Origin of the sequence: Streptacidiphilus jiangxiensis (assembly GCF_900109465.1) — a bacterium.
Lineage (GTDB): Bacteria > Actinomycetota > Actinomycetes > Streptomycetales > Streptomycetaceae > Streptacidiphilus > Streptacidiphilus jiangxiensis.
Genome location: NZ_FOAZ01000008.1, coordinates 169,270 through 181,907 on the forward strand (window position 1 = coordinate 169,270; position 12,638 = coordinate 181,907).

A 12,638-nucleotide genomic window follows, 5' to 3' on the forward strand; every position below is an offset into this window, starting at 1 on the left:
ACGGGGTCACAGCACCAGCTCCGGGTGGAGCGACGCCACGGTCCACATCTGCCGTCGGCGGGCCGCCAGCACCGTGCCGGCCAGGGAGGCGACGAGGAAGGCCGTCAGCACCCCGACGCCCTGCCACACCACCGTCAGGTCGCCGCCGCTGATCAGTCGGCGCAGGCCGTCGACGACCCAGGTCATCGGCAGGTAGGGGTGGATCGCACCGAAGAAGCCGGGGCTTGTCTGGACGGGGTAGGTGCCGCCGGCGGAGGTCAGCTGGAGCATCAGCACCGCGAGGCCGATGACCCGGCCGCGAGTGCCGAAGACCGCGTTGACGCACTGCAGCAGCGCCGCGAAGCTCGCGGAGGTGAGCAGCAGGAACGCGATCGCCGCGGCGGGACGGGCCAGCTGCAGGCCGAGGGCGAAGTGCAGGACCGCCAGCAGCGCGCCGACCTGGGCCACGCCGATCGCGACCGCCGGCAGCCAGCCGGCCAGCGCCGCGCGCCAGGAGGGGATGCCCGCGGCGAGCAGCCGTGCGTTGAGCGGGCGCAGCAGCATGTAGGCGACCATCATGCCGACCCACAGGGCCAGCGGGATGAAGTACGACGAGAGCCCGGTGCCGTAGTTCGCGGCCTTGTTGAGCGTGCCGAGGGCCAGCTGGACCGGGTCGCTCATGACGCCGGTTCGGTCCGCGCGGTCCTGGGCCGAGAGGTCCGGGATCCTCGCGGCGCCGTCGTGCAGGGAGCCGGCCAACTGGTCGGAGCCGCCGGCCAGTTTGTACAGGCCGCTGTTCAGCCGGTCCGCGCCGGAGGCGAGCGTGCCGAGGCCGTCGTCCAGACTGCGGGCGCCCGTGGCGAGCTGTGCGCTGCCGGAGGAGAGCTGCGCGACGCCCGCGTTCAGCTGGTCGATCTTCGCGACCTGCGCGTCGACCTGGTCGGCGAGGTGCGGCGCGTCGGCGGCGAGCTGCTGCGCGTAGCCGCGCACGGTGCCCGCGTCGGCGGCCAGCCGGGTCAGCTGCGCCTGGTCCGCCGCGACGGCCTGGTCCACGGAGGCGGCGACGGCGACGGTGCGCTGCGCGGCCTCGACGGCGGTCTGCAGCGCGGTGCACTCCGCGGTGCCCGACCGGGTGGCGGGGCACTGCTGGTCGTGGACCTGTTGCAGCTGCGCCTCGGCCGCCTTGGCGTCGGCCAGTGCCTTGGCCGAGTCGGCCGGCAGGGCGGTGGCGATCTCCTGCACCGCGCCTGCGGCCGTCGCGACGGCCTGGGCGGCCTGCTGGATGTCGCCCGCCCGACTGCGCAGCGTCGGCGTCAGCCTGTCGGTGACGCCGTGCACCATCGCGTCCAACTGCGCCGTCCCGGCCGCGGCCTGGGCGGCGCCGGTGTGCAGGCGGTCCAGCCCGTCGGCCAGTCGGCCGCTGCCGGTGCGTGCCTGCTTCAGGCCGTCACCCAACTGCTGGGCACCGTCCTGCGCGGAGTGCGCGCCCTGCGCCAACTGTCCGGCGCCGCCCGCGGCCTGGAGGGTCTGGTCGTGCAGGTCGCCGAAGGAGACGTAGATCTGGTCGAGGTAGCCGCGCACGGCGCTGCTGGAGCTGGCGGCGCGGATCTCGGAGAAGGCGGTCTTGGCGATGATGCCGCTCAGGTAGCTGTTGGAGTCGTTGCTGCGCGCCTCCAACAGGCCGTCGACCGGGTGGTCGCCGCCGCCGCTGGCGATCCGCGCGGTGAAGTCCGCGGGGATGGTCAGCGTCATGTAGTAGTCGCCCTTGCGCAGGCCCTCGTCGGCGCGGGCGGCGCTGACCTCGTGCCAGTCGAAGGTGTGCCGGTCCAGCAGTTCGGTGGTGAGGTCGCGGCCCGCGTCGAGCGGCTTGCCGTTCACCTCGGCGCCCTTGTCCTGGTCGACGATGGCGACGGGCAGCCGGTCGAAGTGGCCGTACGGATCCCAGAACGACCAGATGTACAGGGCGCCGTAGAGCAGCGGCAGCAGCGCCACGGCGACGACGGCGGCGCGCGGCAGCGAGCCGCGCCGGAACCGGCGCAGTTCGAGCGAGCCGAGGGAGAGCGCCCGCAGCGGGCGCGGGCGGGAGAGCTTACTCATCGTCGTGGCCCCCGTTGGTCCCGCTGAGATCGACTGTCACGTCCGCCTGCGGCGGTGCCTCGCGGGTCGCGGCGAGGACGGTCAGGCCGCTGTCCGCGAGGACGCGCAGGGTGGCCCAGAGGGCGTCGCGTTCGGCCACGGTCAGCCGGTCGCCCACGTCGTCGACCGCGAGGACCCGCGGGCGCGCCAGCAGCGCGGCGGCGAGGGCGGTGCGGAACGCCTGCTCGGCGGAGAGCGTGTCCGCGCGCATGGGGAGTTCGGCGGCCGTGAGCCCGGCCGCGTCGAGTGCGCCCGCCACCCGGCGGTGCGCCTTGGGGCCGTGCGAGCGCAGCAGCAGGCGCTCGGTCAGGTGCTCCTCGACGGTCAGGCCGCCGTCGAGGTCGTTCACCCCGGCGACCGCGCCGAGCGCGACGATCCGCCGCACGGCCGCGGCGCGGCTCGGCAGCGGCAGGCCGGCGACGGCGGCGCTCCCCGAGCCTGGCTTCATCCGGCCCGCGAGCGTCAGCACCAGCGAGGTCCGCCCGGACCCGTCGGGGCCGACCACGGCCACCAACTGCCCTGGCTCCGCCTTGAAGCTGACGTCCTGGTAGACGTTCCCGCGCGGTCCGCGCAACGTCAGGTCCACCGCCGCGACGGGGGCGCCTTCGTAGTCGCCCATCCTCGCCCTCCCCACTGCCTTGCAGTCTTTTAGACTGACCAGTCAGTACAAAAAGGTAGCACGCGCTCACCGCCCACCCGCAGGGAGGTGACGGATCTCAGGACGGACGGGCGAGGCCCGCGTCGTAGGCGATGATCACGGCGTGGACCCGGTCCCGCGCGCCCAACTTGGCGAGAACGCGGCTGACATGGGTCTTCACCGTGGACTCCGACAGCACCAGGCGGGTGGCGATCTCGCTGTTCGTCAGTCCCTGGGCGATCGCCTCCAGCACCTCCCGTTCCCGCTGCGAGAGCAGCGTGATGCGGGGGTCGGTGTCGGGCTCGCGCGGGGGGACGCCGGAGGTGAAGGCGTCCAGCAGGCGGCGGGTCATCGCGGGGGCGACCACCGCGTCGCCGCCCGCGACCGCGCGGATGCCGGAGAGGAGCTCGTCGGGGCGGGCGTCCTTGAGCAGGAACCCGCTCGCGCCCGCGCGCAGCGCGCCGTAGGCGTACTCGTCGAGGTCGAACGTGGTCAGCACCAGCACCCGTGAGCGGTCGCCCGCGGCGACGATCCTGCGGGTGGCCTCGATGCCGTCCATGCCGGGCATGCGGATGTCCATCAGCACGACGTCCGGCCGCAGTTCGGCCGTCAGCCGGACGGCCTCCGCGCCGTGGGCCGCCTCGCCGACCACGGAGGTCTCCGGGCTGCTCTCCAGCAGCATCCGGAAGCCCAGCCGCTGCAACGGCTGGTCGTCCACGATGAGCACGGTGGTCACCGGTCCTCCTCCTCGGCTTCGCTCGGGTCGTCCGGCAGCGGCATCGGCAGGATCGCGGCGACGGACCAGCCGCCGCCGGGGCGCGGCCCGGCGGTGACACTGCCACCCGCCAGCGCGGCCCGTTCGCGCAGCCCGATCAGGCCGTGCCCGCTGCCCGCGGCCGGAGTGGTCTCCGGCTCGCCGCCGCTGTCGTCGACGCGCACCCGCACCTCCGCTGCCCGGAGGTCCGCCGCCACCGAGACGCGCACGTCGGTGCCGGGGCCGGCGTGCTTGAGGCTGTTGGTCAGCGCCTCCTGCACGATCCGGTAGACGGCCAGCTGCAGGCCCGGCGGGAGTGCGGCGGTGTGGCCGGAGGCGGTGTAGGTGACGGTCGGCCCGGCCGCGCGCAGCCGCTCGCACAGGACGCCGAGCTCGGCCGTGCCGGGCTGCGGATGCAGCTCCGCGCCTCCGATCGCCCCGCCCGCCACCGGACCGCCCACCACGGGACCGCCGACCTGATGACCTGGCGTGGCCGAGCCCGGTGCCGCGTCGTCCGGCACCTCGGCGCGCAGCGCGCCGAGGGTGCGGCGCAGCTCGCCCAGCGACTCGCGGCCCGTCTCGGCGATGATCCGCAGCACCTCGGGCCCGCGTTCCGGGCGCAGCTCGGCCTGGGCGGCGCCGCCGTCGGCGAGGCCGATGATGACGGCGAGGGAGTGGCCGACGATGTCGTGGAGCTCGCGCGAGACCCGGGCGCGTTCGTCGGCCGTGGCGAGGCGCTCGCGCTGCTCGCGCTCCACCTCCAGCGTCGCCGCCCGGTCCGCCAGCGCGGCGAGCTGGGCCTGCCGGATCCGGGCGGCCAGCCCGAGCGCGGCGGCGGCCGTCGCCGCGCAGGCCATGAAGAACAGGCCGGTCCAGGGGCGACGCGAGAGCGGCTCGACCCGCCAGGCCAGCACGGTGATGCAGGGCAGTACGGCGGCCGCCACCCACGGCAGGCGCCGCGGCGGCGCGTACCGGGCCACGCCGTAGAGGACGATCATCAGGCTGAGGTCGCTGCGCAGCGCGAAGCCGAGCGCCCACTGCAGCGCGCAGACCGCCAGCACCACCCAGAAGACGGTGAGCGGCGCGCGGCGCCGCCGCACGAGCGGCAGCGCCTGCGCGGCGGCGGTCAGGGCGAGCACCCAGGTCGGTTCGGTGTTCAACCCGAACAGGCTGCGGTACTCGCCGTTCCGAAAGAGGTCGACGAGCCCGATGAGCAGCACGAACGTGGCGACGAACCCGTCCAGCACCTGGGGGTGCGCCCGGTCCGCCGCGCGCACGCGCAGCCAGCCGCGGGCGACCGGATGGTCGGCCAGGTGGTCCCAGAGGGGATCGGTGCCGGGTGTTGCACTGCTCATCGAGTCGGTACCTGTCGACCTGTTGCTAGCTGTCGAAACGCTGCAAACGGTACGCCGCGCCGATCAGCGCGGCCACGACCCAGGCGCACAGCACGGCCAGGCCGGCACCGGGGCTGAGCGCGCCGGGAGCCGTGTGCAGGTCGATGATCGAGCCGCCCGCACCGCCCTCAAGGCCCGGCAGGTACGGGGAGACGTCCGGCTTCCAGGAGCTCGGCAGGATGTCCAGGAAGATCGGCATCAGCATCAGCAGGGTCACCAGCAGCGAGATGCCCCCGGCCACCGAACGGACCAGCATGCCCAGCCCGGCACCCAGCACCGCGATCAGCGCGAGGTAGAGGCCCGCGCCGAACAGGCAGCGCAGCACACCGGGGGAGGAGAGGGTCAGCGCGACCGGCTGGCCGTGCAGCAGCGGCTCGCCGCCCAGGAACGAGGCGAACGCGCCCACGGTGGCGACGACCAGCACGACGCCGAAGTAGACCAGCACCTTCGCGGCCAGCACCGGCCAGCGCTTGGGCACGGCGGTCAGCGTGGAGCGGATCAGGCCGGTCGTGTACTCGCCGGCCGTGGCCAGCACACCCAGCACGCCGAGGGCCAGCTGCGCCAGCTCGGTGCTGCGCAGGGCGATCGTCACGGAGTCGTGGACGTCGGCGTTCGGGCCGTGCACCGCGGCGGGGTTGTAGCGGTACGCGAACATGACGCCGATGCCGACCAGCAGCACCAGGGCGAGGCCCAGGGTGATCCAGGTCGAGCGCAGCGAGAGGAACTTCGACCACTCGCTGCGCACCACACGGCCGAAGGTCACCTTGTAGGTGGGCTTCGGCGTGGGCGCGGCGGAGGTCTGCGTCGTCGCGGTCAGGGTGGCGCTCATGCGGCCACGCTCCCTTCCGGCGTGGCGCCGGCGTTGCTGCGGTACTCGACGGTGTCCCCGGTCAGCGTCATGAACGCCTCCTCCAGGGAGACCACCTGCGGGGTCAGCTCGAAGACGGCGATGCCGGCGTCGGCGGCCGTCTGGCCGATCGCGCGGGCGCTGAGGCCGGAGACGGCGAGCGTCTCGGAGCCGGCCTCGCCGGTGACGGTGACGTCCGGGCCGAGCAGCAGTTCGCGCAGGCGCGCGGAGTCGGCGGAGACGACCTTGACGCTGTCGCCGCCGGCCTGCTCGATGAAGTCCGCGACGGTGGTGTCGGCCATCAGCCGGCCGCGGCCGATGATGACCAGGTTGGTCGCGGTCAGCGCCATCTCGCTCATCAGGTGCGAGGAGACGAAGACGGTGCGGCCCTCGGCGGCGAGGTTGGTGAGCAGCGTGCGGATCCACAGCACGCCCTCCGGATCGAGACCGTTGACCGGCTCGTCCAGCATGATCGTCTGCGGGTCGCCCAGCAGCGCGGCGGCGATGCCCAGCCGCTGGCCCATGCCGAGCGAGAAGGCGCCGGCGCGCTTCTTGGCCACCTTGCCGAGGCCGGTCAGCTCGATCACCTCGTCGACCCGGCGGCGCGGGATGCCGTGGGTCAGCGCGAGGGCGAGCAGGTGGTTGTAGGCCGAGCGCCCGGGGTGGATGGACCGGGCCTCGAGCAGCGCGCCGACCTCCTGGAGGGGCGCGGCGTGCTGGGCGTAGCGCTTGCCGTTCACGGTGACGCTGCCGCTGGTGGGCGCGTCCAGGCCGAGGATCATGCGCATGGTGGTGGACTTGCCGGCGCCGTTGGGGCCGAGGAAGCCGGTCACCACGCCGGGCTTGACGGTGAAGTGCAGGTCGTCGACGGCGGTCTTGTCGCCGTACCGCTTGACCAGGTGCTGGAGTTCGATCACAGCCAGCACGCTACGACCGCGTTCCGTGCCGGACCCGGCACGTGGGGACCGTTCCGTGGCGGTGGGTGGTACCGCGGTACCACCCACCCCTCAGCCGCGAGAGGTAGGCCGGAGCAGCCTCCGCAGGACGGCGGGCATCCCGCCGGCGGCACGCGGGGGCATCACGGGCGGGAACGTGGGCGGCATCGGCCGGAGGCCTTCGGCAGGCTCGGGTTCTGCTGCTTCGGAGGGTTGGTTGATCGATAACGCCGACGGGCGCGTAACGGACATGCGCGCAACCTAGCAGCCCGCACTGACAGACCATCACGAGGTTGCGCGTCCTAGAGGGGCGCCGGGAACTGCGCGAGTAACCCACCCGAGGCGGATGGCCCTGAACGCACGGGATCTGACCGCATGTCGGTGGCTTGTCGCGCAGTTCCCCGCGCCCCTGGAGGCTGCGCCTCCTGGGTCGTGCAACTACAGGAGTTCTTCCAGGTAGTTCGGCTCGTCCACCGGGAGTGCCCCCTCGGGGCGGTAGCGGAGGGTGGCCGCCTCCCAGGAGAAGTAGCCGCGCATCCAGTCGCCCATGCCGTCGACGTAGCGCAGGACCGCCGCACCCTCCGCCTTGCCGAGGCCGAGGGAGACGCAGATCGAGGGCATCCGTTCGGCGAGGCGGAAGAAGTCGTCGACCATGTCCTGGGCCTCCTGCCGGACCAGGGCGAAGGCCCGTTGGCGACTGCAGTCGCGTTCCCGCTGGGTGATCACGGCGAGGTTGTAGACGTCCCCGCGCGGGGCCTCCTTGGCGTAGGAGTAGACGTCGTTGTTGACCGCCGGTGCGTCGCCCGCGAGCCGGCGCATCAGGGCCAGTTGGGGGTTGTGGAAGGCCGCCGCCGGCACCTCGCCGAGGATGCGTTCGGCGAGGTCCAGGACGGTGTCGACGCCGGACGCGCCGCGTCGCAGGACGAGGTAGGCGTCGCGGTCGGGGTGGGCGTCGGGGCCGCCGCGGCGGCCCAGCGCCTCGCTGGGGTGGGCCATGAAGTAGCCCTCCCAGTGGAACGCCGCGCGGGCCCGCCAGCGTGCGGACATGCCCTGGCTGCCGCGCCGCCACAGGTCGGCGAAGGCGGACTCCACGGGGGAGGGGTCCGCCGGCGCACGGCCGGTGTGCAGGGTGGTGAGCAGCGGTTCGCAGATCCGGGCGACCTCGGCCGGCTGCACGCCGCGCTCGCCGTCGAACTGGTCGTCGAAAAGGAAGTAGAACGCGCACTGGTCGACCGCGAGGCAGAGGTCGGCCAGGCTCGCGCCCGGGAAGCTGGTCGCCGCGAGGGCGGGGATCGACCAGCGGTCGTACAGTCGTCGGGCGCGGTCCTCACGCAGCATGCCGTGGGCGCGCAGCCACTGGAGATTGTGCCGGGCGGCCGCGTCCACCAGCGGATTGCTGCGGACCGGCCCCGGGATTCTTATGACGTCGTCTGTGTGCAAGGGCCCGTGCAGTAGCTCGTGCATCAGCTCGTCCTCCTCTGCCCTGGTGCGACGGCTCGGTGGTCCCCCCGAACGAACCGGTTACGACGCTAGCCGAACTGATCAATCATGTTTAGATATTGATCGGTCATATGCTCAATTATCAACCAGAGTTGGCCTAAGCGATCCGCCCCGACCAATGTGCGGGGATCCTCCGATGCGCCAGCGCGCGCCCTTCGCGCTGGATAACCTCGAAGGTGGAGCGCAGCACAGCGGGCAGAACGGGCAGGAGCGGAGCGAGCCGTGGACGAGCGTCACCAGCTCTACGAGCGGGAGGAACCTCTCGGACTGGGCGTGCGCGCCCTCGACCGGCTGCGGGCCGACGTCGCCGCGGGCGACACCGGCCCCGGCGGGCTGCTGCTCTACCGGGGTGCGGCCGGCTTCGGCAAGACCAGTCTGCTCGCCCGTCTGCGCGCCGCCGCCAACGCCGAACGCGGCTCACAGCTCCTGCTGTCCGCCCGCGGCACCGAGCAGTTGCAGGGCGCGCCGTTCCACGTGGTCCGCAACCTGCTGCACCCGGCGCTCGCCAAGATGGACGAGGCGGACCGCCGGGAGATGTTCGGCGCCTGGTACGACATAGCGGCCCCCGCCCTCGGCCTGATCCCCGCCACGGCCGGGGCTCCCGCCGACCCGACCGGTGTCCAGGAGGCGCTGAGCTGGGTGATGACGCAGCTGGCGGTGCGTCAGGGCCCGCTGCTGGTGGTCATCGACGACCTGCACTGGGCCGACGCGGAGTCGGTCCAGTGGCTCGCGGGCTATCTCGGCCAGATTCAGCCCTTGCCGATGCTGGTCGCCCTGGCGTATCGCGGGGACGAGCTCGACCCGGCGCTGGAGGACGTGCTGCTGCGCGAGGTGCGCGAGCTCGGCACCCGCGGTCACACCGTCGAGCTGCAGAAGCTCTCCCCGAACGCGGTCGTGGCCATGGTCCGCAGCCGTCTCGGCGAGGAGGCGGACGACGTCTTCTGCCGCACCTGCTGGTCCATCACCAACGGCAACCCCTTCTTCGTCACCAGCCTCATCGACCGCCTGGGCGAGCAGCGGGTCGACCCGGTCGAGGAGAACCAGGAGCAGTTGCGCGCGCTGGCCGCGCTCAGCGGCGCCCGCGACATCGGCCGCCGTCTGGAGCGCCTCGGCACCGACGTGCAGCGCACCGCGTTCGCCGCGGCCGTCCTGGACAGCTCCTTCGACCTCGAGCTGATCTCCCGGGTGGCCGGCCTGCCGTTCAACCAGGCGCAGACGGCCGTCGACAAGCTCGTCGGCGACCAGATCCTCACCCGCACCGGCCATGAGTTCCAGTTCTCGCACCCGACGGTCGCCAGCGCCGTCTACCAGTCGATCACCTTCCCGGCGATGCGCACAAGCATCCACAGCAAGGCCGCGGACGAGGTCATCGCCTCCGGCAAGGGCGGCATGGCCGCCGCCTCGCGTCACCTGATCGAGCTCTACCCGGACGACAACCCGGTGGTGGTCCAGCAGTTGCGGCAGGCCGCCCACGAGCACCTCGCCATGGGCGCCCCCGACGCCGCCAAGCGCTGCCTCGAACGCGCGCTGCGCGAACCCCCGGCCGAGGAGGACGTGGCGGACGTCCGCTACGAGCTGGGCTGCGCCGTCATGCTGCGCGACCCGGACCTCACGGTCCGCCAGCTCAAGCTGGCCCTCGACGAGGTCCCGGGCCTGGAGCCGGAGCGTCGCCTGTCCGCCGTGCTCCGCCTCGGCCAGGCGCTCACCCACAGCAACCGCGTCACCGAGGCCGTCGAGCTGACCCGCGACGAGGTCGGCCGGATGCCGGACGGCCCCGCCAAGACCCGCCTCCAGGCGGCGTCGTTCATGTGGCGCCTGCTGCGCCGCAACGACCCGGACGGCCGGGAGACCTCACGTCAGCTGGCGGAGCTGGTGGGGCAGCAGGGCGGGCGGCGCGACCCGGAGGCGCGCTCCGTCCAGGTGCTGCTGGCCTGGGACCTCACCCTGCGCGGCGAGAGCGCCGCCGACGCCCTGGCCCTGGCCGACACCGGTACCGAGAGCGGCCGCCCCGCGGAGGGCCTCGGCTGGACCAACACCGTGCTGGGCTTCGAGATCCCGGTCATGCTCGGCGTCACCTACATCTACAACGACCGTCTCGACCGTGCCCGCAGCCTGTTCATGGACGCGGCCTACGAGTTCGAGATGATGGGCTGGAGCGGCGGCCACCTGGGCTTCGCCAACTTCTTCCAGGCCCTGGTCATGTTCCGGCAGGGCAAGCTCGTCGACGCCGAGAAGGCGCTGCGCCCCACGCTGTTGCGCAAGGCGGAGCGGCTCGGCCCCGGCAACCCGCTGCTGTGGGACGTGGTCGCCACCCTCTGCGACATCCTGCTCGCCCAGGGGCGCTCGGAGGAGGCGGTCAAGCTCGCCGAGGAGCAGGGCATCCGCCCCGGCCAGTACCCGCCGGCGGCGGTCATGCCGGACGCGCCCACCCTCGTCGCCCGCCTGCTGCTGGCGCAGGGCCGCACCCGCGAGGCGGTGGCCGAGCTGGAACGGCACGGCACGGCCGCGACCTGGACGAGCGCGGCTGGGAGAACCCGGTCTGGTCGCCCTGGCTCAGCACGCTCGCCCTGGCCCTGGCCGAGACGGAGCCGGAGCGGGCCCGCAGCCTCGCCCGGGACGCGTACGCACGCGCCCTGCGGGCCGGGACGAACTCCGCGGAGGGCATGGCTCTGCACGTCTGGGCCAAGGTCGCCGAGCCCGAGAAGGAGCTGGAGCTGCTGCGGGGTGCGGTCACCGCGCTCGGGCAGTCGCCGGTCGCCTACGAGCACGCCTCCGCGCTGGTCGACTACGGCGCTGCGCTGCGCCGTGAGGGCCGGCTGCGGGACGCGGTCGCCGCGCTGGAGCAGGGCCTCGACATCGCCCGCGACTGCGGGGCGTCGGGTCTGGCGGAGCGCGCCCGCCGCGAGCTCAAGGCCTCCGGCGTCAGCCCGCACCGGCTGCGCCCGCAGCCGTCGCGCGACCTCACCGCGCTGCAGTTGCGCGCGGCGCAGCTGGCCGCCGCGGGCAAGGACCGCGGCGAGATCGCGGAGACCCTCTCGGTCAGCCCCGCTCGCGTGAGCGAGCTCCTCGCCGCCGTCTACCGCACCCTGGGCACGGACGCGAAGGGCCTGGCCGAGACGCTGAAGGACGACCCCGAGGTCGAGTGAGGGGCGCGAGAAACCACCCTGCGCGGATGACCCTGCGCGTTGAGGACCATCTCCATGTCGGTGGCTTGTCGCGCCCAGGCGGCGGAGCAGCCCATGTCGGAGCCTCGCGCCCCTGGAGGTGCAACCTCGGAATAGCCTGGAGGTCGTCGCCGTTCTGGACACAGGCCGAGAAACGGCCGGAAGGCAGGGAGCAGAACATGGCCACCGTCGAACTGACCAAGGACAACTTCAACGAAATCGTTGAGCAGAACGACTTCGTTCTGATCGACTTCTGGGCGTCCTGGTGCGGTCCGTGCCGGCAGTTCGCTCCCGTCTACGACAAGGCCGCCACGGAGAACCCGGACCTGGTCTTCGCCAAGGTCGACACCGAGGCGCAGCAGGAGCTGGCCGCGGCGTTCGACATCCGGTCGATCCCGACGCTGATGGTGATCCGCGACCGGACGGTCATCTTCGCGCAGCCCGGCGCGCTGCCCGCCCCGGCGCTGGCCGAGGTGATCAACCAGTCCCGTGCCGTGGACATGGACGAGGTCCGCGCCAAGGTCGCCGAGGAGCAGGCCCAGCAGGCCGGCGGCGACGAGGCCTGACCCGGGTCACGCCCGGCCGCGCGCGGCGAAGCTGCGGCGCGGCCGGTACTCCACGAGCGTGAGCGCCAGCTCGACGTGCCGGTCGACCAGCGCGTCGAGCGTCAGCGGGCCGTCGGCGCGCCACCACTGGGCGACGGCGTTGCACATCGCGATGACGCCGCGGCGGGCCTCGTCGGGGTAGGGGGTGTGGAACTCCCCGGCCGTGATGCCGGCCTCGATCGGGTCGCGGAACAGGCTTGTCGCATCCGCCTGCCGACGGCTGTACCGCTCCAGCCGCTCCGGCTCCAGGCTGCGCTCCTCCAGCAGCAGGATGTTGCTGCGCGCCGCGTGTTCCGCGCGGAACCGCGTGGTCGCGGCGACCACCGCGCCGAGGCGGTCGGCGGGGGCGGCGTCGACGCCCCCGACCGCCTGCAGCTCGGCGTCGACCGAGGCGAAGTAGCGGTCCATGCCCTCGTCCAGCAGCGCGTGCAGCAGTTCCTGCTTGCCCGAGTAGTAGTGGTACATCGCGGAGAGGCTCATCCCGGCCCGTGCGGCGATGTTCCGGATCGAGGCGCTGCCGAAGCCCCGCTCGGCGAACTCCTGCCGGGCGGCTTCGAGCAGGGCGTTCTGGCCGGCAGGGCGCATCGGGCCTGTCCTCACTGCAGCACTTAGCGATCGTTCGGGGATCCTACCCAGATTCTGCCCTGCGGGCCCACTGGACAGCGGCGGCATTCGCCTCTAGCTTAA

Annotated in this window: 10 protein-coding genes; 2 read left to right on the forward strand and 8 right to left on the reverse strand. The window is 73.0% G+C overall.

The window, feature by feature from the left end; genetic code table 11:
* Positions 1-6: 6 nt before the first annotated feature.
* From BMY61_RS17370 to BMY61_RS17400, 7 genes are all read right to left on the reverse strand, one after another.
* Positions 7-2,076 (reverse strand): YhgE/Pip domain-containing protein, encoded by a 2,070-nt coding sequence (locus BMY61_RS17370; protein WP_236656022.1) that lies wholly within the window; start codon positions 2,074-2,076, stop codon positions 7-9.
* Positions 2,069-2,734, reverse strand: coding sequence for an ABC transporter ATP-binding protein (locus tag BMY61_RS17375; RefSeq protein ID WP_042447983.1), 666 nt, complete (start codon positions 2,732-2,734; stop codon positions 2,069-2,071). The genes BMY61_RS17370 and BMY61_RS17375 overlap by 8 nt, the downstream gene beginning before the upstream one ends.
* Positions 2,735-2,831: 97 nt before the next feature.
* Positions 2,832-3,488 carry a response regulator gene (locus BMY61_RS17380; RefSeq protein WP_042447986.1) on the reverse strand — a complete coding sequence of 219 codons (657 nt, stop codon included), beginning with the start codon at positions 3,486-3,488 and terminating at the stop codon, positions 2,832-2,834.
* Positions 3,485-4,861, reverse strand: a complete 1,377-nt coding sequence (locus BMY61_RS17385; RefSeq protein ID WP_042447989.1) for a sensor histidine kinase — start codon at positions 4,859-4,861, stop codon at positions 3,485-3,487. The genes BMY61_RS17380 and BMY61_RS17385 overlap by 4 nt, the downstream gene beginning before the upstream one ends.
* Positions 4,862-4,886: 25 nt before the next feature.
* On the reverse strand, positions 4,887-5,729 hold the full coding sequence (locus tag BMY61_RS17390; protein WP_042447993.1) for an ABC transporter permease family protein: 843 nt from the start codon (positions 5,727-5,729) through the stop codon (positions 4,887-4,889).
* The gene (locus BMY61_RS17395) at positions 5,726-6,664 is read right to left on the reverse strand and encodes an ABC transporter ATP-binding protein (RefSeq protein ID WP_042448188.1); all 939 of its coding nucleotides are present in this window, start codon (positions 6,662-6,664) and stop codon (positions 5,726-5,728) included. Before BMY61_RS17395 ends, BMY61_RS17390 begins: the two co-directional genes overlap by 4 nt.
* A 456-nt stretch (positions 6,665-7,120) precedes the next feature.
* On the reverse strand, positions 7,121-8,146 hold the full coding sequence (locus BMY61_RS17400; RefSeq protein ID WP_042447998.1) for a terpene synthase family protein: 1,026 nt from the start codon (positions 8,144-8,146) through the stop codon (positions 7,121-7,123).
* 258 nt (positions 8,147-8,404) lie between these two features.
* Here BMY61_RS17400 and BMY61_RS17405 point away from each other — a divergent pair, with 258 nt between their 5' ends.
* Both BMY61_RS17405 and trxA read left to right on the forward strand, forming a co-directional pair.
* Entirely contained in the window at positions 8,405-11,239 is a 2,835-nt protein-coding gene (locus BMY61_RS17405) for an ATP-binding protein (protein WP_052438720.1), read from the forward strand.
* Positions 11,240-11,354: 115 nt separating this feature from the next.
* Positions 11,355-11,912: a thioredoxin gene (trxA, locus tag BMY61_RS17410; protein ID WP_082015039.1), complete on the forward strand. Its 558-nt coding sequence runs from the start codon at positions 11,355-11,357 to the stop codon at positions 11,910-11,912.
* A gap of 6 nt (positions 11,913-11,918) precedes the next feature.
* On the opposite strand, the gene BMY61_RS17415 is transcribed toward trxA, so the two are convergent.
* Entirely contained in the window at positions 11,919-12,536 is a 618-nt protein-coding gene (locus BMY61_RS17415) for a TetR/AcrR family transcriptional regulator (RefSeq protein WP_042448006.1), read from the reverse strand.
* Between the last annotated feature and the right edge of the window lie 102 nt (positions 12,537-12,638).

What these genes read in the sequence shown, in the direction of transcription:
- BMY61_RS17370 (WP_236656022.1), bottom strand. Translation starts at nt 2,076, where the DNA reads ATGAGTAAGCTCTCCCGCCCGCGCCCGCTGCGGGCGCTCTCCCTCGGC.
- BMY61_RS17375 (WP_042447983.1), bottom strand. Translation starts at nt 2,734, where the DNA reads ATGGGCGACTACGAAGGCGCCCCCGTCGCGGCGGTGGACCTGACGTTG.
- BMY61_RS17385 (WP_042447989.1), bottom strand. Translation starts at nt 4,861, where the DNA reads ATGAGCAGTGCAACACCCGGCACCGATCCCCTCTGGGACCACCTGGCC.
- BMY61_RS17390 (WP_042447993.1), bottom strand. Translation starts at nt 5,729, where the DNA reads ATGAGCGCCACCCTGACCGCGACGACGCAGACCTCCGCCGCGCCCACG.
- BMY61_RS17400 (WP_042447998.1), bottom strand. Translation starts at nt 8,146, where the DNA reads ATGCACGAGCTACTGCACGGGCCCTTGCACACAGACGACGTCATAAGA.
- trxA (WP_082015039.1), top strand. Translation starts at nt 11,355, where the DNA reads ATGACCCTGCGCGTTGAGGACCATCTCCATGTCGGTGGCTTGTCGCGC.
- BMY61_RS17415 (WP_042448006.1), bottom strand. Translation starts at nt 12,536, where the DNA reads ATGCGCCCTGCCGGCCAGAACGCCCTGCTCGAAGCCGCCCGGCAGGAG.